At 66.9% G+C, this 21,502-nt stretch carries 15 protein-coding genes and 1 pseudogene; 11 read left to right on the top strand and 5 right to left on the bottom strand.

Annotated features, from left to right (window positions below; all coding sequences use genetic code 11):
• The first annotated feature begins 86 nt into the window (after window positions 1–86).
• Window positions 87–2,522 carry a TonB-dependent receptor plug domain-containing protein gene (locus PGN16_RS07105; RefSeq protein WP_335308713.1) on the top strand — a complete coding sequence of 812 codons (2,436 nt, stop codon included), beginning with the start codon at window positions 87–89 and terminating at the stop codon, window positions 2,520–2,522.
• Window positions 2,523–2,577: 55 nt separating this feature from the next.
• On the top strand, window positions 2,578–3,441 hold the full coding sequence (locus PGN16_RS07100; RefSeq protein WP_335308712.1) for a PEP-CTERM sorting domain-containing protein: 864 nt from the start codon (window positions 2,578–2,580) through the stop codon (window positions 3,439–3,441).
• A gap of 217 nt (window positions 3,442–3,658) precedes the next feature.
• On the opposite strand, the gene PGN16_RS07095 is transcribed toward PGN16_RS07100, so the two are convergent.
• A complete protein-coding gene (locus PGN16_RS07095) occupies window positions 3,659–4,144 on the bottom strand; it encodes an Lrp/AsnC family transcriptional regulator (protein WP_335308711.1) in 486 nt (161 codons plus the stop codon).
• A 103-nt stretch (window positions 4,145–4,247) separates the two neighbouring features.
• Here PGN16_RS07095 and putA point away from each other — a divergent pair, with 103 nt between their 5' ends.
• The 3 genes from putA to PGN16_RS07080 all read left to right on the top strand — a co-directional run bounded on the left by putA (window position 4,248) and on the right by PGN16_RS07080 (window position 10,915).
• Window positions 4,248–7,865 (top strand): trifunctional transcriptional regulator/proline dehydrogenase/L-glutamate gamma-semialdehyde dehydrogenase, encoded by a 3,618-nt coding sequence (gene putA, locus PGN16_RS07090; RefSeq protein ID WP_335308710.1) that lies wholly within the window; start codon window positions 4,248–4,250, stop codon window positions 7,863–7,865.
• An 86-nt stretch (window positions 7,866–7,951) separates the two neighbouring features.
• Entirely contained in the window at window positions 7,952–9,361 is a 1,410-nt protein-coding gene (gene nhaA, locus PGN16_RS07085; protein ID WP_335308709.1) for a Na+/H+ antiporter NhaA, read from the top strand.
• Between the two features lie 126 nt (window positions 9,362–9,487).
• Entirely contained in the window at window positions 9,488–10,915 is a 1,428-nt protein-coding gene (locus PGN16_RS07080) for an HWE histidine kinase domain-containing protein (RefSeq protein ID WP_335308708.1), read from the top strand.
• A gap of 23 nt (window positions 10,916–10,938) precedes the next feature.
• Here the strand turns inward: PGN16_RS07080 and PGN16_RS07075 are convergent, their stop codons facing one another.
• Together PGN16_RS07075 and PGN16_RS07070 are read right to left on the bottom strand one after the other, a co-directional pair.
• Window positions 10,939–11,406, bottom strand: a complete 468-nt coding sequence (locus PGN16_RS07075; RefSeq protein WP_335308707.1) for an EF-hand domain-containing protein — start codon at window positions 11,404–11,406, stop codon at window positions 10,939–10,941.
• Between the two features lie 66 nt (window positions 11,407–11,472).
• Window positions 11,473–12,132, bottom strand: coding sequence for a squalene/phytoene synthase family protein (locus PGN16_RS07070; protein WP_335308705.1), 660 nt, complete (start codon window positions 12,130–12,132; stop codon window positions 11,473–11,475).
• A 41-nt stretch (window positions 12,133–12,173) separates the two neighbouring features.
• Between PGN16_RS07070 and PGN16_RS07065 the strand changes: the two genes are divergently transcribed.
• Genes PGN16_RS07065 through PGN16_RS07055 form a run of 3 tightly spaced genes read left to right on the top strand, consistent with a single transcriptional unit; the run spans window position 12,174 to window position 15,162 of the window.
• The gene (locus tag PGN16_RS07065; RefSeq protein ID WP_335308704.1) at window positions 12,174–13,895 is read left to right on the top strand and encodes a TadE/TadG family type IV pilus assembly protein; all 1,722 of its coding nucleotides are present in this window, start codon (window positions 12,174–12,176) and stop codon (window positions 13,893–13,895) included.
• Window positions 13,892–14,500: a TadE/TadG family type IV pilus assembly protein gene (locus PGN16_RS07060; protein WP_335308703.1), complete on the top strand. Its 609-nt coding sequence runs from the start codon at window positions 13,892–13,894 to the stop codon at window positions 14,498–14,500. Before PGN16_RS07065 ends, PGN16_RS07060 begins: the two co-directional genes overlap by 4 nt.
• Window positions 14,491–15,162 (top strand): pilus assembly protein, encoded by a 672-nt coding sequence (locus PGN16_RS07055; RefSeq protein WP_335308702.1) that lies wholly within the window; start codon window positions 14,491–14,493, stop codon window positions 15,160–15,162. Before PGN16_RS07060 ends, PGN16_RS07055 begins: the two co-directional genes overlap by 10 nt.
• A 27-nt stretch (window positions 15,163–15,189) precedes the next feature.
• Here the strand turns inward: PGN16_RS07055 and PGN16_RS07050 are convergent, their stop codons facing one another.
• Together PGN16_RS07050 and pdhA are read right to left on the bottom strand one after the other, a co-directional pair.
• Window positions 15,190–16,608: a pyruvate dehydrogenase complex E1 component subunit beta gene (locus tag PGN16_RS07050; protein ID WP_335308701.1), complete on the bottom strand. Its 1,419-nt coding sequence runs from the start codon at window positions 16,606–16,608 to the stop codon at window positions 15,190–15,192.
• A 1-nt stretch (window position 16,609) separates the two neighbouring features.
• Window positions 16,610–17,665, bottom strand: a complete 1,056-nt coding sequence (pdhA, locus tag PGN16_RS07045; protein WP_335308699.1) for a pyruvate dehydrogenase (acetyl-transferring) E1 component subunit alpha — start codon at window positions 17,663–17,665, stop codon at window positions 16,610–16,612.
• A gap of 113 nt (window positions 17,666–17,778) precedes the next feature.
• On the opposite strand from pdhA, the pseudogene PGN16_RS07040 reads away from it, so the two are divergent.
• The 3 genes and pseudogenes from PGN16_RS07040 to PGN16_RS07030 all read left to right on the top strand — a co-directional run bounded on the left by PGN16_RS07040 (window position 17,779) and on the right by PGN16_RS07030 (window position 21,319).
• Window positions 17,779–19,135 (top strand): annotated as a pseudogene (locus PGN16_RS07040) (MFS transporter).
• Window positions 19,132–20,052: a cysteine synthase A gene (cysK, locus tag PGN16_RS07035; protein WP_335308698.1), complete on the top strand. Its 921-nt coding sequence runs from the start codon at window positions 19,132–19,134 to the stop codon at window positions 20,050–20,052. The pseudogene PGN16_RS07040 and the gene cysK overlap by 4 nt, the downstream one beginning before the upstream one ends.
• A 22-nt stretch (window positions 20,053–20,074) precedes the next feature.
• Window positions 20,075–21,319: a cell wall hydrolase gene (locus tag PGN16_RS07030; RefSeq protein WP_335308697.1), complete on the top strand. Its 1,245-nt coding sequence runs from the start codon at window positions 20,075–20,077 to the stop codon at window positions 21,317–21,319.
• Window positions 21,320–21,502 lie beyond the last annotated feature (183 nt).

Genomic DNA, 21,502 nt, shown 5'->3' with positions numbered 1-21,502 from the left:
CAAGCAAGCATTGCCCCCTAATCACCATCAGAGACGTAGAGAATAGCCGGCCATATACGGGCCGAAGAACAAGAAGGGGAATTCGTATGAGCACCACCCGAGCCGCGCTGCTGGCCGGCGCCGCGCTGTTGCTGCCAGTGCTGGCGACGTCGGTCGCCGCGCAGACCACGCCCGCCGCCACCGGCGATGCCGAACCCGCCGCCGAGGCACCGGTCGATAACGAAGTGGTCGTCACCGGCACGCGCGCGCCGGGGCGGAGCCGGCTCGACACGGTGTCGCCGGTCGACGTGCTGACGGGCGACGCGTTGCGTGCGCAGGGCACGACCGAGCTGGCCGATGCGCTGTCGACGGTCGCGCCGTCGGTGGACTTCCCGCGGCAGGCGGCGGTCGACGGGACCGATGCGATCCGCCCCGCGACGCTCCGCGGGCTGTCACCGGACCAGACGCTGGTGCTGATCAACGGCACGCGCGCGCATACGTCGGCGCTGCTCAACATCAACGGTTCGATCGGCCGCGGGTCGGCCGCAGTCGACCTCAACACGATCCCGACCGTCGCGCTGGACCGCGTCGAGGTGCTGCGCGAAGGCGCGTCGGCGCAATATGGATCGGATGCGATCGCGGGCGTCATCAACCTGCGGCTGCGCGAGGCGCGTGAGGGCGGCGGGGCGAACGTCACCTTCGGCACCTATGCGACGAAGTACGACGCCGCGCGGACGTCGCGCTCGCTACGCGACGGCGAGACCGCGACGTTCAGCGGGTGGAAGGGCTTCGCGCTGGGTAGCGAAGGGTTCCTGACCCTCTCGGGCGAATATGTCACGCGCCAGCCGACCAACCGCGCCGATATCGACCCGCGCGGTGCCGCGCCGCAGCGCATCCGCGCGCGCTTCGGTGATCCCGAGGTCGAGCAAGGTACGGTCTACGTCAACGCGGCGGTGCCGCTGGGCGACGGCAACTGGACGGCCTATGCCAATGGTGGTTTCCAGCAGCGCGACAGCGAAAGCGGCGCGTTTCCGCGCGTGGCCAATGCCGGTAATCTGAACGCCGATGCGTTGATCGGCCTGTACCCGGATGGCTTCCTGCCGCTGATCGGATCCCGGTCAAAGGATTACAACGCGACCGCCGGCGTGCGCGGCGAGTTGGGTGGGTGGAACACCGACCTGACCGTCAGCTATGGCCGCAACACGATCGACTTCGAGACGCGCAATTCGGGCAACGCGACCCTGGGCAGCGCCTCGCCGCGCGACTTCGACAGCGGCCGGCTGACCTACGATCAGTTGACGGCCGGGCTGGACCTGGCGCGCGAATATACGCTGGGTGCAGCGGTCATCAACATCGCGGCGGGTGGCGAATATCGCCGCGAAGGCTTCGCGATCGGCGCCGGGCAGCCGGAAAGCTACAATCGCGCTGCGGGCGCTCCCAGCACGCTGGCTTCGGGTGCGCAGGGCTTCGTGGGCTTCCAGCCCTCGAACGAGGTCGACGTCCACCGCAGCAACGGCAGCCTCTACCTCGATGTCGAAGCGCGACTGTGGGACAAGCTGACCTTCGGCGCGGCGGCGCGGGGCGAAACCTATTCCGACTTCGGCGAGACCGCGACCGCCAAGCTGTCCGCGCGCTATGACGTGGCGCCGTGGCTGGCGTTCCGCGGTTCGGTGTCGACCGGCTTCCGCGCCCCGTCGCTCCAGCAGCAATATTACACCTCGACGCAAACCCTGGTCACCGGCAACCTCGGTCCGCAGGAAACCGGCCTCTATCCGGTATCGAGCGATATCGCGCGCGCACTGGGCGCGTTGCCGCTCGACCCGGAAAAGTCACGCAATTACTCGGTCGGCACGGTGGTGCGCGTCGGCGGGTTCAGCCTGACGGTCGATGGCTATCACATCCGCATCCGCGACCAGATCGCGCTGTCCGAGAATATTCAGGCATCGGCGAGCGCGCAGGTCGGCGCGCTGCTCGCCCCCTTCGGTGTGCAGGCGGCGCGGTTCTTCATCAACGGAATCCAGACCACCACCAAGGGGCTGGACATCGTCGCGGCCTATACGCTGCGTACCGAGAGCCTGGGCAGCTTCAACCTGAGCGCGGCGGCGAACCTGAACGAAATTTCGGTCGATCGCATCCCGACCTCGACGGCGGCACTCAACCCTGCCCCCAGCCTGTTCGGCCGCAACCGCATCCTGACGATCGAACAGGGCACGCCGCGCACCAAGATCGTCGGCGCGGTCGACTGGCGGGGGGACGCGCTGGGCGCGACGATCCGCGCGGTGCATTATGGCGACGTGTTGCAGCCGGGCACCGTCGTGGCGAACGACGTCTATACCGGGCGTCATACGATCATCGATCTGGAGGGACGCTACCGCTTCAACGACAATGTCACGCTGGCGCTGGGTGCGGAGAACCTGTTCGACGTCTATCCGAACACCACGCCGGCCACGCTCAACAACAATGGCGTGACGGCCTTCCCTTATTACTCGCCGTTCGGGTTCAACGGTCGGCAGATCTACGGGCGCCTTAACCTGTCTTGGTGACTTAGTGGTGCCGTCGCGGTTCACTGACCGCGACGGCATCGCTATGCGCGGGGCCATGCGCACGATGCTCCTGGCCCTTGCGGCGCTGCTGCCGACCGTCGCCGCTCCTGCCGAGGCGGAGACGATCCTGTTCGTCGGCAACAGCTTTACCTTCGGCGCCAATGCGCCGGTCCGCGTCCTCAACGCCGACCGCGTCACCGATCTGAACAACGAACGGATCGGCGGCGTGCCGGGGCTGTTCAAGCGTTTCACGGAACAGGCCGGGCTCGACTGGCAGGTGTCGTTGGAAACTTCCGGGGGGAAGACGCTCGGTTGGCATCTGGCAGAACGGCGTGCGCTGATCGATCGCACCTGGGACCATGTCGTGCTACAGGAATATAGCACGCTCGACCCCGACCGCCCGGGTGACGGCACGGCGACGATCGCCGATGCACGGCGGCTCGCCGACCTGTTCCGCGCCCGCAATCCGAAAGTCGCGATCACGCTGTCGGCGACGTGGACACGTCCCGATCTCGTCTTCCTGCCCGAGAAGCACTGGTCGGGGACGCCGGTCGAGGCGATGGCGAACGACCTGCGCCGGGTGATCGACGCCGCGGCACGGCGCGCGAACGCGGACGTCGCGCCGGTCGGCCAGGCGTTCACCTGCGCGATCCGCAGCGGCGTCGCCGATGCCAATCCCTATGACGGTATCGACTATACGCGCGTGCCGCTGTGGTCTTATGATCATTATCACGCCAGCAGCTATGGCTATTATCTCGAGGCGCTGGTGGTCTTCGCGCGGGTGACCGGGATCGATCCGCGGACGCTCGGCGCGCGGGAGGCCGCGGCGGGCGAGCTGGGCTTCTCCGAAGCGGAGACGAGCGCGCTGCAGCGGACGGCTTATGACGCCATCGCAAGCGACGGCGGATGCGGTCGCTGAAAAACCGGCGCACTCGCCTTCATCGCGGAGCAATATGACGCCGTTATCATTGATACGAAAAACAGAAATCTCGAGGTCGCATCATATCCAATCGCTACCGGCGCCATCAGCGCCTGCACCGACAGACGAAGGTACTTACCTTCACGATCTTCCTTCTGCTCGTCGCAGCGGTGAGCGCAGGCCTTTGCCTATACGCGCTGAAGGGCTGAGGCGCGGTTCACACGCCCGGATCGCGGATCGTTTCCATCGCCACGAAGGTTGAGGTGTTGGCGACGTGCGGTAAGGACGAGATGCGCTCGCCCAGCACCTCGCGGTAACGACGGATGTCGGCGGTGCGCACCTTGAGCAGATAATCGAAGCTGCTGGCGATCATGTGGCATTCCTCGACCTCGGGGATACGCAGCACCGCGCGGCGGAATTCCTCCAGCGCCGCCTCGCGCGTGTCGGACAGTTTCACCTCGGTGAAGGCCACATGGTCGAGCCCGAGCCGCGCCGGATCGACGATCGCGCGAAAACCGAGGATGTAGCCGCCGTCGATCAATCGCCGCAGCCGCACCTGACACGGCGTCTTCGACAGCCCTACTCTGCGCGCCAACTCGGTGACCGAAATTCGCCCCTCTGCGCGCAGCACGTCGATGATGCGCCGGTCGAACGCGTCGATCGGCCCGCTGACGGTGACTTTCTGGTCTACTCGCTCTGTCATGACCCGCCAAATCGCTTTGAACGGTTCGTAGATGCCGCAAATCCGGTCGGATCGCCAGAGGCGGATCGGCTATGGCGTTCTCACCACGAGAGGATGTCCTGCGATGCGCGCCGCTTTGCCCCCGTTCGCCCATTTCGCCCCGCCGATCCGCCCGCAAGGCGCGCTGCGGCAGGCGATCACCGCTGCCTATCGCCGCAGCGAACCCGATTGCCTCGGGCCGCTGCTGGATGCGGCGACGTTGCCGCACGATGTGCGGGCGGCGACGGCCGCCACCGCGACCGCCTTGGTCACCGCGTTGCGTGCCAAGCACAAGGGCACCGGCGTCGAGGGGCTGGTGCAGGAATATGCGCTGTCGAGCCAGGAAGGTGTCGCGCTGATGTGCCTCGCCGAAGCGCTGCTGCGCATCCCGGACACCGCGACCCGCGACGCGCTGATCCGCGACAAGATCTCGGGCGGCGACTGGCGCGCGCATGTCGGCGACGGGCGATCGCTGTTCGTCAATGCCGCGACCTGGGGGTTGGTCGTTACCGGCAAGCTGACCGGCAGCGTCAACGACAGCGGCCTGAGCGCCGCGCTCACCCGGCTGATCGCCCGCGCCGGCGAGCCGGTGATCCGGCGCGGGGTCGACATGGCGATGCGGATGATGGGCGAACAGTTCGTCACCGGCGAGACGATCGCCGAGGCGCTGAAGCGCTCCCGCCCGCTGGAGGCGCGCGGCTTCCGCTATAGCTACGACATGCTGGGCGAGGCCGCGACAACGGCGGCGGATGCCGACCGCTATTATCGTGACTATGAGGAGGCGGTGAAGGCGATCGGCGTTGCCTCGGCAGGGCGCGGGATCTACGAAGGGCCGGGCATCTCGATCAAATTGTCAGCGCTGCACCCGCGTTATGTCCGTGCGCAGGCGGCGCGGGTGATGGGCGAGTTGCTGCCGCGGGTGAAGGCGCTCGCCCTGCTCGCCAAGAGCTATGACATCGGGCTGAACATCGACGCCGAGGAGGCCGATCGATTGGAGCTGTCGCTCGACCTGCTCGAAAGCCTCGCGACCGATCCCGAGCTCACCGGTTGGGACGGGCTGGGGTTCGTGGTGCAGGCCTATGGCAAGCGCTGCCCGTTCGTGATCGACTGGATCGTCGATCTCGCCCGGCGTGCCGGGCGGCGGATCATGGTGCGGCTGGTCAAGGGCGCCTATTGGGATGCCGAGATCAAGCGCGCGCAGGTCGATGGCCTGCCCGACTTCCCGGTCTATACCCGCAAGGTCCATACCGACGTTGCCTATACCGCCTGCGCTTGCAAGCTGTTGGCGGCGCGCGACGCGGTGTTCCCGCAATTCGCGACGCACAACGCGCAGACGCTGAGCGCGATCTATCATCTGGCCGGCCCCGACTTCACGGTCGGCGATTACGAATTCCAGTGCCTGCACGGCATGGGCGAGCCGCTGTATGACGAGGTGGTCGGGCCGTCGAAGCTGAACCGCCCGTGCCGCATCTACGCGCCGGTCGGCACGCACGAGACGTTGCTGGCCTATCTGGTCCGGCGACTGCTGGAGAACGGCGCCAATTCGTCGTTCGTGAACCGCATCGCCGACCCGGATGTCGCGATCGCCGATCTGGTCGCCGATCCGGTCGAGACGGTACGGCGCATGGCATCGCCGGGGCAGAAGAACCCGCAGATCGCCCTGCCCCGCGAATTGTACGGCGCGCGGCTGAACTCGGCCGGGCTCGACCTGAGCGATGAGACGGTGCTGGCGTCGCTGAGCGCAACGCTGGCGGCCGAGGGGCCGTGGCGGGCCGGTGAGATCGGCACCGAGCGAGCCGTGCTGAACCCCGCCGACCACCGCGAGCAGGTCGGTACGGTGCGCGAGATGTCGGTCGCACAGGCGCAGGACGCCGCGCGCGTCGCCGCAAGCGCCGCTGCTGCATGGGCGGCGCGGTCGCCGGTCGAGCGGGCCGCCGCGCTCGACCGGGCGGCGGATGCGATGCAGGGGCGGATGCCGCAGCTGCTGGCGCTGATCGTGCGTGAGGCGGGCAAATCGCTGCCGAATGCCATCGCCGAAGTGCGCGAGGCGGTCGATTTCCTGCGCTATTACGCGGAGCAGGCGCGATCGACGCTGGGCGCGGCTCACCAGTCGCTCGGCGTGGTGACGTGCATCAGCCCGTGGAACTTCCCGCTCGCGATCTTCACCGGGCAGGTCGCCGCCGCGCTGGTCGCGGGCAATGCGGTGCTCGCCAAGCCGGCGGAAGAGACGCCGTTGATCGCCGCGCAGGGGGTCGCGATCCTGCACGAAGCCGGCGTACCGCGCGAGGTGTTGCAGTTGATCCCCGGCGACGGTGCGATCGGTGCCGCGCTGGTCGCCGCGCCCGAGACGATGGCGGTGATGTTCACCGGCTCGACCGAGGTCGCGCGCCTGATCCAGCGCGAGCTGGCGAAGCGGCTGCTCCCCGATGGCGCGCCGATCCCGTTCATCGCCGAGACCGGCGGGCAGAATGCGATGATCGTCGACTCCTCCGCGCTGGCCGAACAGGTGGTGGCGGACGTGATCGCCTCCGCATTCGACAGCGCCGGGCAGCGGTGTTCGGCGCTGCGCATCCTGTGCCTCCAGGAAGAGGTCGCCGACCGCACGCTGACGATGATCCGCGGCGCGCTGCACGAACTGTCGATCGGGCGCACCGACCGGCTGGCGGTCGACATCGGTCCGGTGATCTCGGCCGAGGCGCAGGCGACGATCGAGCAGCATATCGCGAAGATGCGCGCGGCCGGTCACCGCGTCGAGCAAGTGGCGCTGTCGGGTGACACCGCCAACGGCACGTTCGTTCCGCCGACGATCATCGAACTGAGCGACATCGCCGAACTGGAGCGTGAGGTGTTCGGGCCGGTGCTGCACGTCGTGCGCTTTCGCCGCGCCGAGCTGGACCGGCTGATCGATCGCATCAATGCCACCGGTTATGGGCTGACGTTCGGGCTGCACACCCGGCTGGACGAGACGATCGCGCACGTCACCAGCCGGGTGAAGGCGGGCAACCTCTATATCAACCGCAACGTGATCGGCGCGGTCGTCGGCGTCCAGCCGTTCGGCGGACGCGGGCTGTCGGGCACCGGGCCGAAGGCGGGCGGGCCGCTGTATCTCGGTCGATTGGTCAGCGGCGCGACGCTTCCGCCGCCCGTGGTGTGCGATCAGGCCGATCCCGCCGCACGCGACCTGGCGGTGCGCCTCGAGGAGATGGGCGACGCGGCGGCGGCCGCGCGGGTGCGCGACGCGATCGCGGCGTCGATGGTGGGCGCGGAAGTCGAGCTGGCCGGGCCGGTCGGCGAGCGCAACCTCTATGCGCTGCATCCGCGCGGGCGGGTGCTGCTGCTCCCCGAAACGCGCGACGGGCTGCTCGAGCAACTGGGAGTCGCGCTCGCGGCCGGAAACGATGTGGTCATCGGCGACGCAACGGCGATCGGAGACACGCTATCGGTGCTGCCCGCCAGTGCCGTGGCGCGCGTGCGCGTGGTCGACGACTGGCGGCGTGAGCCGGCGTTTGCCGGTGCGCTGATCCAAGGCGATGCGGCGCGCGTCGGGAGCGCGCTCGGCGCACTGGCGCAGCTTCCCGGCCCGATCGTGCTGCCCCAGGCCGCGAGCGCGGGCTATCGGCTCGACTGGCTGGTCGAAGAGGTTTCGACGTCGATCAACACCACCGCTGCGGGCGGCAATGCGAGCCTGATGAGCCTGAATTGACCTTGATGTGAGTTGCGCTGGCACGGCGCGACCGGAACGGCGGCCGGGGTGATCCGTATATTCTCGACACAGGATCGAGGGAGAATATGGCGCTCACCCCGCGCCTTTCCGGGCAGGTGGCCGCCCGGGCGCATCATTCCGGCGCGGCACGTCTGGTCAAACGTATCGCGCCTTTTTTCGCGATCGGTGAGGTATCGGGCGGCCCGTTACTGATCGCCTCGTTGCTGGCGCTGGTGCTCGTCAACTCGCCGCTGGGCGACGCTTATGCGCGGGTCTGGGATACCGCATTGCGGTTCAGCTATGGCGGCGAGACGATCGCCATGCCCTTGGCCGAATGGGTCAACGATGCGCTGATGCCGCTGTTCTTCCTCATCATCGGCACCGAGGTGAAGCGCGAGTTCAGCAAGGGATCGCTGTCGTCGGTCAGGACGGCGGTGTTGCCGGTCGTTGGAGCGATCGGTGGGCTGGTCGTGCCGATCGGCATCTATCTCGCCTTCAACCTGGGAAAGCCGACACAGCATGGCTGGGGCGTGGTCGCGGCGATGGACACGGCGTTCAGCCTGGCAATCGTGGCGATGTTCACGACGCGATTGCCGCCGGCGGTGCGCGCGGTGCTGCTCGCCTTCGCCGCGATCGACGACGTCTTTGGCCTGTTGGTGATCGCGGTCGCCTACACCGAGGGGCTGAATGCCACTTATCTGGTGTTGGCGGCGGCGGGCTATGTCGGGATCCTGGCGCTGCAGCGGCTCGGCTGGGTGGCGTCGATCGCCTATGTGTTGCTGGGGTGCGCCGTGTGGATCGGGGTGCTTGGATCAGGGGTTCATCCGACGATCGCCGGGGTCGCGATCGGCCTGTTGCTCCCGACCAGTTCGCGCCTGTCGGAGGAGCGGTTCGCGGAGCGCGTGCAGCGCCCGGTCGATCGGCTGCGCCGCGCGCAACGCGTCGCGAGCACCGCCGACGACGACGAAGCCGCGGAGCGCGGGCGCGAGGAAGCGCAGAGCCAGCTCGGCTATATCCATGAGATGGCGGCAGCGACCGACGAACCGGCCGAGCGGCTGGTCCGTATCCTGACGCCATGGGTGTCATACCTGGTGTTGCCGCTGTTCGCGCTGTCCAATGTGCGCATCCATCTGTCGCCCGAGCTGATCGGCGAGGCGATCCGTTCGCCGCTGGCGCTGGGCATCGTCGCAGGGCTGGTGATCGGCAAGCCGGTCGGCTTCTTCGCGGCGACCTGGGCAGCGGCGGCGATCGGCGTCGCACGGCTCCCGGACGGCGTGACCTGGCGGATGATCGTCGGGATCGGCGGCGTGGCGGGGATCGGCTTCACGATTTCGCTGTTCATCGCCGAACTGGCGTTTGCGGGTTCGGAGGGCACCGAGATTGCAGCGCTCTCGATCCTGTGCGCGTCGCTGATCGCCGGTTTGTTCGGCTATGCCACGTTGTGGAGTGCGGCAGCAGCGGCGCCGCGCGGCCAAACCGCGGCAGACACGGAATAAAACGTACCGTCGGCGCGCGCCGACATTGTGCGCAGCGTCCTCCTGATCTAGGTTGGTTGCACCTTGGATCGTTCGCCTCTCGCCCCCTCCCCCATCACCCCTTTCGTTGCTCCGCCCGAGATCAGCGTGGCGGTGGCGGCATTTGCGCGCTCGCTCGATCCCAGCGATCCCTTCCTCGCCGCGGTCACGCAGTCGATCACGCCGATGGTGGTCAGCGACCCGCGGCTGCCGGACAATCCGCTCGTCTTCGTCAACGAGGCGTTCGAAGCGCTGACCGGCTTTGCCGCCGCCGAGGTGCTGGGGCGCAATTGCCGGTTCATGCAGGGCCCATTGACCGATGACGCCGACATCCAGCGGCTGCGCGACGCGATCGCGCGGCGCGAGCGGATCGATATAGATCTGCTCAACCACCGGCGCGACGGCACGCCGTTCTGGAACAGGTTGATGGTCGCGCCCGTGTTCGCGGCGGACGGCACGTTGCGGTATTTCGTCGCCACGCAATTGGACGTGACGATAGAGCGATACCGGCTGCGCCGCTTGCAGGATGATCGTGATGCGCTGACCGCGGAGGTAGCGCGCCGCGAGACGGCGCTGGCCGAACGTGAGGCGCGGCTCGCAATGGCGTTGAAGGCCGGCGGGCTGGGGACATGGACGGTCGCCTTGCCGGATTTGTCGGTGACGGCTTCGCCGGCGTGCCTCGCCAATTTCGGTCGCGATCCCGACGAGAGCTTCACCTACGCCGATTTCGAACGAAGCCTCCATCCCGAGGATTATCAACGGGTACAGGCCGCGCTGGCGGATACGCTGCAGAACGGCGCACCCTATGACATCGAATATCGCGTCCTGACCCCGGCGGGCGAACAGCGCTGGATCCACGTCCAGGGCGCGCTGCAATGCCGCGCCGATGGTACGCCGCTCGCGCTGTCGGGCTTCTCCTCGAACATCTCGGTGCGCAAGTTCGCGGAGGAGCATCGCATGGTGCTGGCGCGCGAGTTGACGCACCGCGTCAAGAACACGCTGGCGACGGTCGGTGCGGTCGTGAGCCAGACGCTGCGTGACGCCACCTCGCTCGCCGAGGGGCGTATCGCGGTAGCCGGGCGGATCGCCAGCCTTGGCACGGCGCACGAATTGCTGGTGCGCGACGAGGTGGAAGGCGCGGCGATCAGCGAGATCGTCGAGCGCGTGCTGGCGCCGTTCATCGATACCGGCGGCAACCGCTTTTCGATCGAAGGACCGGCGATCCGCCTGTCGCCCGAGATCACGCTCGCCCTGTCGATGGCGCTCCACGAACTTGCGACGAATGCCATCAAATATGGCGCGCTGTCTGTGCCGGAAGGATCGGTACAGATCCGCTGGGCGCTGGCGGGCAATGCGGCACAGCGGCGGTTCCGCTTTTCGTGGATCGAGCGCGACGGGCCGCCGGTGACGCCGCCGACGCGAGTCGGCTTCGGCACGCGGATGATCGAGCGGGTGCTGGCGGGCCGGGTGACCGGCGCCGCCGCAATGCACTATCCGCCTGAAGGCGCACGGTTCGAGATCGAAGCGCCGGTCTGAGCTTTCGACAGTCGCGACGCGCTTCAATCTTCCTGTTTGGGTGCGTCCTCGCATCGGCAGGCGGGGCGCGGCGATTTACGCTTGGGCGCGGTGGTCGCAAACTCCGCGGGGTCCATCGCCCCGGAGCGATCGCGGTCCGCATCGGCGAAGCGCGTCGTGGTCTTGATCGCCCATTCGTCGAAGCCGAGCCGTCCGTCACCGTTGGTGTCGAGCTTGGCGAACGCCTTGTGGCGGGGGACGAGATATTCGTCGCGCGTGATCCGGCCATCCCGATCCTTGTCGTAGCGGTCGAAGCGCTTCTGCTCACGGCTGCGCGCGGGGGCCTCGGGAAGCGGGGCTGACCCGGCATCGTCTTGCCTGGCCGCGTCAGCCGGTCGCGCAGCCACCAAAGCGTTCGGAAGCGCATCGGGATGCGCCTCGCCATTGAAGATCAGCCAGCCCGCCCCGACCAGCAACAGCGCCGCGACGCCGCCGACCAGATACCGCCACATGCCAACATTCCCCCTGCCCCGAGCGCCGACACGCTAACGTCGACGCGGTGCGGCGCAAGATGGCGGTCAGCGTCCGGTGACCCGAAGCCACAACAATCGCGCCGCCCGCGCAGGATGGCCGCGCGGTTTCGGATCGGGGATCAGATCGAGACGGGCCGATCGCGCGGTCGCGCCGAGCGCGCGCGCCGACACCGGCCAGCGGAACCGCTCGACCTTGCCGAGCGCATCGCGCGCCATGTCGCGGGCCAGATCGGCGGATGCGGGCGCCTCGATATGGCGGGCGAGATCGGCAAGCGCCCAGCCGGCACCGGCGGTGGGAACCGCAGGATCGTCGACGCCGACGATCGTTGCCATCGCCGCGAACAACCCGCCGCCGCGATGCGTGGCATGGGCCTGTATGGCGTCGGCGTCGAGCATCGGCTCCAGCAGCGCTTCCCAGCCCTCGACGAGGGTCGCGAGCCGCCGTCCGGGGACCTGCGGCACAACGTGACGCGCCAATGCCTGAAGCACCGGTTCGGCGGGCGGCGCGGCCTCGTCGAGCGCGGACAGCGCTTCATGCCACCACGTCAGCCGCATCTGCCCGACCATCGGCTCGCGGGTGGCGCGCAGGATGCCCGCCAGCTTGTCGTCCAGCGACCACAAAGCCTCCAGCGCCGGACGGTGCGCCGGCGCGGCATAGGTCATCGCCAGCCGCCGTTCCGGGTCAGTGAAGTCGGAATTAACCATGTCGATTGAGGCACCCTTACCCATTCCTGCCGCATGGCTCCATGCCTTCTCCGACCGTTCGTAACGAGAATTCGCGCGTGCCGCTCATCCTATCGCGTACCCTGCTCCGATTGTTGCGCGATGCGGCAGGCAATGTCGCGATCATGGCGGCGTTCGCGGTCATTCCATTGCTGGCGATGGTCGGCGGCGCGATCGATGCCAGCCGCACCTACATGGCCTATACGCGGCTGCAGCAGGCGTGCGACTCCGGCGCGCTGGCCGGACGCAAGGCGATGGCGAACGTCAAGCAGCTGACCGATACGGAAAAGGCCAAGGCCGGCGAATTCTTCCGCTTCAACTTCCCCGCCGGCACGTATTCGGCGGAGCAGGTCACTGCGGTGTACGACAAGGGGGCTGACGGCGTGGTCGTCGGCCGCGCCTCGCTGTCGATGCCGACGACGCTGATGCGGATGTTCGGCTTCGGGAGCATTCCGGTAAGGGCGACGTGCCAGGCAGAGCTGAACATTCCGAATACGGATGTCATGTTCGTTTTGGACGTGACGGGGTCGATGAGTGACTCGCCTAACGGCGGAACAGTCAGCAGCTCCAATCCATCCAAACTCGATGGACTGAAGCAAGCCGTGAAGGACTTCTACAAAGCGCTGGGGCCCGGACCGGCAACGGGGCCGGGAAGGATCCGCTATGGCTTCATGCCATATTCCTCGAACGTAAATGTCGGTCGCATCGTCTACAAACTTAGTGCTTCGTATATCGCAGGCGGCACAGGCACCGCGCAGATCAAGTATCCCTCTCGCACCGGAGAGGTGCTTACGGGATGCTACAATAATTCCAACTGTGAGTATGTTTATTGGACACCAACGGTTTACACGCTGGATGCCAGCAAGTGGGTACAAAGCACCAACAGACTTGCAAATCCGGCGTTCTGGTCGGGGAAGCCTACTGGGTGGAACGATGGCGCTCCGTCCACCTTTGCGTGGGATGGTTGCATTCGTGAAGCAAGTACTGTGCAGAATATTAACGCCAGCTCTCCTTTGGTGGTGCCTGCGCTGGCCTATGATTTGCAGATCGACTTGAAGCCAAACAGCGACGCTACGCGCTGGAAGCCCGCGATGACCGAGGCGCTGGCGGGAAATCGCCATTACAAGGATAGTGCCACCAGTACTTCCCGGCTCTATCGCAGCGCCGCTTGTCCGCGCGAGGCAGGTGAGTTGGCTCAATATACATCGGACTATGTGAGTTCGACCAAGAGTTCCGCGACCTTCGACGCCTATGTCGATGGTCTTTCGGCCGGCGGGCAGACCTATCACGACATCGGCCTCATGTGGGGCGCCCGCTTTCTGTCACCCACTGGTATTTTCAGCGCGACGAATGCCGACTCCGTCGCGCCGGGAGGATATCAGGTGTCACGACATATTGTCTTCATGACCGACGGCACGCTGGCTCCAACCTCGTACCTACCTGATGCGTGGGGAGTTAACAGCGTGATGAACAAGGTGCAGGCGGACAATGCCGTCGCACCTCCGACCGCGAGTGACGGTGACGTTTACCAAAGCCACCTGCGCCGCACCCAGATTATCTGTAACGAGATGAAGAAGAAGGGCTTCATCATCTGGATCGTCGGCTTTTCCTCAGGGCTGTCGGATGAATTGAAGGCCTGCGCCACCGATCGTGATCATTGGGCGATCGCCAGCGACACCGCGAGCCTGCGGAAAACATTCGCCAAGATCGCGCAGACGATCGGCGGGCTGCGGCTGTCGTCGTGAGCCTGCCTCGTCGGCCCCTGCGCGCGTTGCTGCGCGCGTCGGATGGTGCGACCCTGGTCGAGTTCGGCCTGGTCGTGCTTCCGTTCCTTACCCTGCTGATGGGGGCGCTCGATCTCGGCTATCAGGTCTATCTCAGCGCGCTGACCAACGGGGCGATGGAGCGGGCGGCGCGCAAGGCGACGGTGGCCAGCACCAGCAAGGATCAGGTCGCGGCGGCGATCCGCGCCGAGGTTCGCACGATCCTGCCCGCGAACAGCCGCGACGACCCGGCGGCGGTGACGGTCACGCCGCTCAGCTACACCAATTTCGCCTCGGTCGGCAAAGGCGAGCGGATCGTCGCCGACACCGATCCGGTCGGTCAGTATAATTCGACCGACTGCTATGAGGACCGCAACAACAACGGCCGCTACGATGCCACGTTCGGCGGCGGTGACGATATGGGCACCGCCGACGACGTGATCTATTACGACGTCGTCGTGAAAGTACCGCGGCTGTTCCCGCTGGCGCGCGCGATCGGCCTTGGGTCCGACACGATCGTCGATGCGCGGACGTTGATCCGCAATCAGCCCTATGGCGATCAGCAAATCCGGGTGCGATGCTCGTGACGGAGGCGCGCGCAATCGTTCGGGCGCTACGTCGCGATCGCTCCGGGGTGGCAGTGATCGAGTTCGCGCTGGCGCTGTTGTTCCTGCTGCCGATCGCGCTGACGGGGATCGAGATCGCCAATCTGGCGGTGGTGACGCTGCGGCTGAACCAGTTGGCGATGATGGTGGCCGACAATGTCGCCCGCTATCGCGGCAGCATCGACGAGGCGCAGGTGGATGAGGTGATGACCGGCGTCGCCTTCGCCGGGAGCGGGATCGATTTCGGGCAACAGGGGCGCGTGATCGTCTCGACGGTGGAGAGCAACGGCAAGACGGGTACGCAGGCCGGCTACAAGATCACGTGGCAACGCTGTTTCGGCGCAAAGAACGTCGCATCGTCCTATGGACTGGAAGGGGCCGGGGCGACCAATGCCTCGCTCGCCGCGGGCATCGGGCCGGCGACCAACAAGGTGAAGCCGGTCGACAATTCGGCGCTGATCTTCGCGGAGCTGCGTTACACGTACAAGCCGATCGTCGGCGCGGGCTTCATGGCGCCCAGGGAGCTGACATCGCTCCAGTCCTTCACGGTACGCGACCGCTCGGCCCAGGATCTCAGCAACACCACGAACATGAGCGACGCCAAGCGCCGCCTTTGCGACGCCGCCCACCTCTCCGCCACCTGATCGGCGGCGGAGAGGCCGGGTCATTACTTAGCCGCGGTAGCAGACCTTCTTGACGGTCGCGACGATCTTGTCGGTCGAGATCAGCGCGAGCTTTTCGAGGTTCGCAGCGTATGGGAGCGGCACGTCCTCGTTGGTGACACGCAGCACCGGCGCGTCGAGGTCGTCGAAGCCTTCCTCCATCGCAATCGCGGCGATTTCCGACGCGATCGAGCAGGTCGGCCAGCCTTCCTCGACCACCACCAGCCGGTTGGTCTTGGCGAGCGACTTGAGCACGGTCTGCTTGTCGAGCGGACGCAGCGTGCGCAGGTCCACGACCTCCGCCTCGATCCCCTCACCCGCCAGCGTCTCGGCGGCTTCGAGCGCGAGCCCGACGCCGATCGAATAGCTGACGATCGTCACGTCCTTGCCCTCGCGCATGATCCGCGCCTTGCCGATCGGGAGCACCCAGTCGTCCAGCTTCGGGATCTCGAACGAACGGCCGTACAGCAGCTCGTTCTCGAGGAACACGACCGGATCCTGGCTGCGGATCGCGGCCTTGAGCAGACCCTTGGCGTCCGCCGCGTCATAAGGCGCGATCACGATCAGCCCCGGCACCGAGGCGTACCACGGGCCGTAGTTCTGCGAGTGCTGCGCGCCGACGCGGCTCGCCGCGCCGTTCGGACCGCGGAACACGATCGGGCAGCGCATCTGGCCACCCGACATGTAATTAGTCTTGGCGGCCGAGTTGATGATGTGATCGATCGCCTGCATCGCGAAGTTGAAGGTCATGAACTCGACGATCGGCTTCAGCCCGCCCATCGCCGCGCCCGTGCCGACGCCGGCAAAGCCATATTCGGTGATCGGCGTGTCGATGACGCGCTTGTCGCCGAACTCGTCGAGCAGCCCCTGGGTGACCTTGTACGCGCCTTGATATTGCGCGACTTCCTCGCCCATCACGAACACGCGCTCGTCGGCGCGCATTTCCTCGGCCATCGCGTCGCGCAGCGCTTCGCGGACGGTGACCTTGACCATCTCGGTACCCGCCGGGATCGCCGGATCGGTCACCTCGGCCTTGTGGCTTGCCGCCTCGAAGAGTTGGCGCGCGCCGGTGTCGACCTTCTCCTGCGCCGGGTGCGCCGAATCCTCGACCGTGTCGGCCTTCTTCTCGTCGGCCTGTGCATCGGCCTTGGGCGAATCGTCCTTGGTCGCGGCACCCGCTTCCTCGCCCTCACCGGCGAGCTGCATGATGACCGTGCCGACCTTCACGCCGTCGGTGCCCTCGGCAACGAGGATCTTCGCGACGGTGCCCTCGTCGACCGCCTCGAACTCCATCGTCGCCTTGTCGGTTTCGATCTCGGCCATGATGTCGCCGGACTTCACCGTATCGCCTTCCTTGACGAGCCACTTGGCGAGCGTGCCCTCCTCCATGGTGGGCGACAGCGCCGGCATCTTGATGTCGATCGCCATCTCAGTACTTCTCCACCAGAACGTCGGTATACAGTTCGGCCGGATCCGGCTCCGGCGTGCTTTCGGCGAAATCGGCCGACTCGGCGACCTGCTTGCGGATGCGCTGCTCCACCGCCTTGAAGTCCTCTTCCTTGACCCCATGGCCCTCGGTCAGCAGCTTCTTGACGTGCTCGATCGGGTCGGACTTGTCGCGGACCGCCTGCACCTCGTCGCGCGAGCGGTACTTGGCCGGATCGGACATCGAGTGACCGCGATAGCGATAGGTCTTCATCTCCAGGATGATCGGCCCCTTGCCCGCGCGCACCCACGCCAGCGCTTCCTCGGCCGCGCCACGCGCCGCCAGCACGTCCATGCCGTCGATCTGCAGGCCCGGGATGCGGAAGCTCTCGCCGCGGCGATACAGCTGATCCTCGGACGAGGCGCGATTGACGCTGGTGCCCATCGCATACTGGTTGTTCTCGATCACGAAGATGATCGGGAGCTTCCACAGCTCGGCCATGTTGAAACTCTCGTACACCTGCCCCTGGTTGGCGGCGCCGTCACCGAAATAGGCGAGGCACACGCCACCGTCGTTGTTGTACTTGTGGCTGAACGCGAGACCCGCGCCGAGCGACACCTGCGCGCCGACGATGCCGTGTCCGCCGTAGAACTTATGCTCGACGCTAAACATGTGCATCGAGCCGCCCTTGCCCTTCGAGATGCCGGCCTGACGCCCGGTCAGCTCCGCCATCACGTCCTTGGGCGGGATGCCGCACAACAGCATATGGCCGTGGTCGCGGTAGCCGGTGATGACCGAGTCCTTCTCGGTCAGCGCCGACTGGAGCCCGACCGCGACCGCTTCCTGCCCGATGTACAGGTGGCAGAAGCCGCCGATCAGCCCGAGGCCATACAACTGCCCGGCCTTCTCCTCGAAGCGGCGGATCAGCAGCATATCCTCGTAGAATTTGAGGAGTTCGTCCTTGCTCGCCTCATAGGGGCGCGGCTCGGCGGGACGCTCGCGATTCGTTTTCTGCGGGTCGGCAGCCGGTGCTTCGCTGCGTGCGGGGGCTTTTGCCACGATGGACACTACCTCGTTTCTTGGAAGACGTAGCGGCCTATAGCCACGGCACGGTGCAGACTGCAAACCCCACCGGCTTGCAAGGGATTGGGGGCCGGTCTAGGCCGGCGGCGATGAGTGCGCCGGCCCCTACGTCTCCCCCGCTGCATCCGCTGCGGATCGCCAACTTCCGCGCCTATTGGCTGTCGCGTTTCGCGGGCACGATCGCGGTCAGCGCGCAGGCGATCATCATCGGCTGGCAGGTCTATGGCATCGCCCGCGAGACGATGGACATCCGCGGCGCCGCGTTCATGCTCGGCATGATCGGGCTGGTGCAGTTCATTCCGCTGTTCCTGCTGACCCCCGTGGTCGGGCTGGTTGCCGACAGCGTCGACCGGCGCTGGATCGTGCGCGGTACGACCGCGCTGCTGGTCGTCAATGCGGCCACGCTGGGGCTGCTCACCTGGTCAGGTAATCTTTCAATGCCGTTCCTGTTCGGGGCGGCGGTGCTGATCGGGATCGCGCGCGCCTTCTCCGGGCCGGCTTATTCGGCGCTCGCCCCTAACCTCGTCCCCAAGGAAAGCCTCCCGACCGCCATCGCGATCTCGTCGATCGCATGGCAGTTCGGAACGGTCGCGGGGCCGAGCATCGGCGGCCTGCTGTATGCGATCCACCCCGATGTCGCTTATGGGGTCATCTCCGCGCTGCTGGCGCTGGCGCTCGGCACGATGTTCCTGATCGGCAAGGTGCCGCAGCCGCCCGCGCAGAAGGATCGTCATCCGATCCAGCGCATCCTCGACGGCTTCTCCTATGTGCGGCGCAACCGGCTGGTTTTGGCCGCGATAACGCTGGACCTCTTCGCGGTGCTGCTGGCGGGGGCGACCGCGCTGCTACCGATCTACGCGCGCGACATCCTGCATGTCGGCGCAAGCGGGCTTGGTTTCCTGGCCGCCGGCATGGGCATCGGCGCGGGGACGACCGCCATCTGGTTCTCGTTCCGGCCGATGAAGTCGAACGTCGGCGTGAAGATGCTGGCCGCGGTCGTTGTCTTCGGGCTGGCGATCCTCACGTTCGGCGTCGCGACGCGGGTGACCGATCTGCTCGGCATCACGCAGGTCGGCGTCGGTGGCGCGATCCATGTCGATTTCGTCATCAGCCTGATCGCGCTGATCGTTGCCGGCGGGGCCGACATGGTGTCGGTCTATGTCCGCACCTCGCTGATCCAGCTCCACACGCCCGATGCGATGCGCGGCCGCGTGAGCGCGGTGTCGCAACTCACGATCTCCGCCTCGAACGAATTGGGAGAGGCGGAAAGCGGGTTGATGGCCTCGCTGCTCGGTCCGGTCGGCGCGGTGGTCTTCGGCGGCGTCGGGGCGAATCGCGGTGACTTTGCTGTGGTCGCGGCTGTTCCCGGAACTCCGCCGCGCGCGGACCTTTGATCCGCCCGACATCCTCGATACCGAACCACAACATGGAGTAGCGCAGCCATGAAGGCCCAGAACGTCCTCGAGACGATCGGCAACACGCCGCACATCCGCATCAACAAGCTGTTCCCCGGCTCCGAGGTTTGGATCAAGTCCGAGCGGGCGAATCCCGGCGGGTCCATCAAGGATCGCATTGCGCTCGCGATGATCGAAGCCGCCGAGGCGTCGGGCGCCTTGCAGCCGGGCGGGACGATCATCGAGCCGACCAGCGGCAACACCGGCATCGGGCTGGCGATGGTGGCGGCCGTCAAAGGCTACAAGCTGATCCTCGTCATGCCCGAGAGCATGAGCCTCGAGCGTCGCCGCCTGATGCTGGCTTATGGTGCCGAGTTCGACCTGACCCCGCGCGAGAAAGGCATGAAGGGCGCGATCGAACGCGCGTTGGAGCTGGTCGAGCAGACGCCGGGCGCCTGGATGCCGCAGCAATTCGAAAACCCCGCCAACATCGACGTACACGTCCGCACCACCGCGCAGGAGATCCTCAATGATTTCCGCGACTCGCCGATCGATGTCATCATCACCGGCGTCGGCACGGGCGGGCACATCACCGGCGTGGCCGAGGTGCTGAAAAAGGAATGGCCGAACCTGAAGGTCTTTGCGGTCGAGCCGCAGGCCTCGCCGGTCATCGGCGGCGGTCAGGCCGGCCCGCACCCCATTCAGGGCATCGGTGCGGGGTTCATCCCGGCGAACTTGCACACGCAGGTGCTGGACGGCGTGATCGAGGTCGACGCGGCGGTCGCCAAGGATATGGCGCGGCGCTCGGCGCGCGAAGAGGGGCTGCTGGTCGGCATCTCCTCCGGCGCGACGCTGGCGGCGATCCTTCAGAAGCTGCCGGACCTGCCTGACGACGTGCGCGTGCTCGGCTTCAATTACGATACCGGCGAACGCTATTTGTCGGTGCCGGACTTCCTGCCGGAGAATTGACCTGTCCGATCTGAGCTGGAGGTTGCGCGCGGTCCTTGGCGGGATCGCGGCGTCGGCACTCGTGGCACCGGCGTTGATCGCGCGTCGGGCGCCCGAGGTGCCGCGCGCGATCGCGGCCAAGGTGAAACGCCCGCAGCGGGTGGTCGCCGCGACCGAGGTGCCGACGGTCGAACCGGTCGAGTTGCAGGACCTGACCCCAGAGGACGCACGCGTCTACAACGCCGCCATCCCGTTCGTGCGCGGCCCGCGACCAGCGGCGCGCCCGTTCCTGTTCGCCGGGGACGACACGCAACGGGCGCGCGCCACCGACTGCCTGGCCGCGGCGGCGTGGTACGAGGCGGGTGACGATCCGGTCGGGCAGCAGGCGGTCGTGCAGGTGGTGCTCAACCGGCTGCGTCATCCGGCCTTCCCGAAGACGGTCTGCGGCGTGGTCTTTCAGGGGCAGGAGCGTGCGACCGGGTGCCAGTTCACGTTCACCTGCGACGGTGCGCTGGCACGGCATCCATCCGAGCCGGCATGGGAGCGCGCGCGCCAGGTGGCAACGAAGGCGCTCAAAGGCGCGGTCTTCGGCAAGGTCGGTTATGCCACCCATTACCATACCGATTGGGTGGTGCCCTATTGGAGCGCGAGCCTCGACAAACTCGCCGAGGTGCATACCCACCTGTTCTTCCGCTGGACCGGTTGGTGGGGCACGCCGGCGGCTTTCCGGCGCAGTGTGTCGAGCGACGAGCCGGTGATCGCGCGACTGGGCGACATCTCTCCGGTACATCGGCTTGGAGGGGCGCTGGAGGAAGCCGCGGCCGCGCTGACGGGGGCGGCCGCAGTGACGCCGGGCGTGGTCACGACGCCGGTTCCGACCAGCGCCGTGCCGGGCGAGCCGGACAGCTTCACAGCGTTTCTGGGCGATGGCGCGCCCGAGAATTATCCGGCGCTCGCAAAGGCGGCGTGCGGTGCGCGGCCGAAGTGCAAGTTCCTGGGCTGGACCGACCGGACGATGCTGCCGGCCGGGACGGCCATGACGCCGGTGCAGATGGCGAGCATGTCGTTCAGCTATCTCCGCGACAAGGAGGCCGGGTTGGAGCGCGAACTGTGGAACTGTCGCGAGTTCCCACGCACCGGCCCGGGTCTGTGTATGCGGCGGCAGGTGGTGCCGGTGGCGGCCCCCACCGGTGCACCGGTGCTGCGCGGCCCGGGCGGGCTGGACGGTGTCCGTCGGCGCGAGGAACCGACAGCAACGCCGACGCCTGCGACTACCAAGGTGTCCTGAGCGGGGTTCTTCCCCGTACCGACGTGCTGCGATGGTGATCGCTCCGCGGTCGCGAAGCTGCTGCACCAATCGGCTCAGTGATGACAAGTCGATCGTCGTCGCGAGCGCAGCGGGGCGATCCAGAGGCGGATCAGGGCACCGTAAATCGCTTCGCTGCCCCGGCAATCCTCGACCCGCCCGTCA

The sequence above is a fragment of the Sphingomonas phyllosphaerae genome (assembly GCF_036946485.1).
GTDB lineage: Bacteria > Pseudomonadota > Alphaproteobacteria > Sphingomonadales > Sphingomonadaceae > Sphingomonas > Sphingomonas phyllosphaerae_E.
This window is presented reverse-complemented; position numbering and strand designations above follow the sequence as displayed.

Coding starts and splice junctions, on each gene's coding strand:
- PGN16_RS07065 (WP_335308704.1), top strand. CDS start 12,174: ATGCCTTCTCCGACCGTTCGTAACGAGAATTCGCGCGTGCCGCTCATC.
- PGN16_RS07100 (WP_335308712.1), top strand. CDS start 2,578: ATGCGCACGATGCTCCTGGCCCTTGCGGCGCTGCTGCCGACCGTCGCC.
- PGN16_RS07095 (WP_335308711.1), bottom strand. CDS start 4,144: ATGACAGAGCGAGTAGACCAGAAAGTCACCGTCAGCGGGCCGATCGAC.
- PGN16_RS07105 (WP_335308713.1), top strand. CDS start 87: ATGAGCACCACCCGAGCCGCGCTGCTGGCCGGCGCCGCGCTGTTGCTG.
- putA (WP_335308710.1), top strand. CDS start 4,248: ATGCGCGCCGCTTTGCCCCCGTTCGCCCATTTCGCCCCGCCGATCCGC.
- PGN16_RS07055 (WP_335308702.1), top strand. CDS start 14,491: ATGCTCGTGACGGAGGCGCGCGCAATCGTTCGGGCGCTACGTCGCGAT.
- PGN16_RS07075 (WP_335308707.1), bottom strand. CDS start 11,406: ATGTGGCGGTATCTGGTCGGCGGCGTCGCGGCGCTGTTGCTGGTCGGG.
- nhaA (WP_335308709.1), top strand. CDS start 7,952: ATGGCGCTCACCCCGCGCCTTTCCGGGCAGGTGGCCGCCCGGGCGCAT.
- cysK (WP_335308698.1), top strand. CDS start 19,132: ATGAAGGCCCAGAACGTCCTCGAGACGATCGGCAACACGCCGCACATC.
- PGN16_RS07050 (WP_335308701.1), bottom strand. CDS start 16,608: ATGGCGATCGACATCAAGATGCCGGCGCTGTCGCCCACCATGGAGGAG.
- PGN16_RS07070 (WP_335308705.1), bottom strand. CDS start 12,132: ATGGTTAATTCCGACTTCACTGACCCGGAACGGCGGCTGGCGATGACC.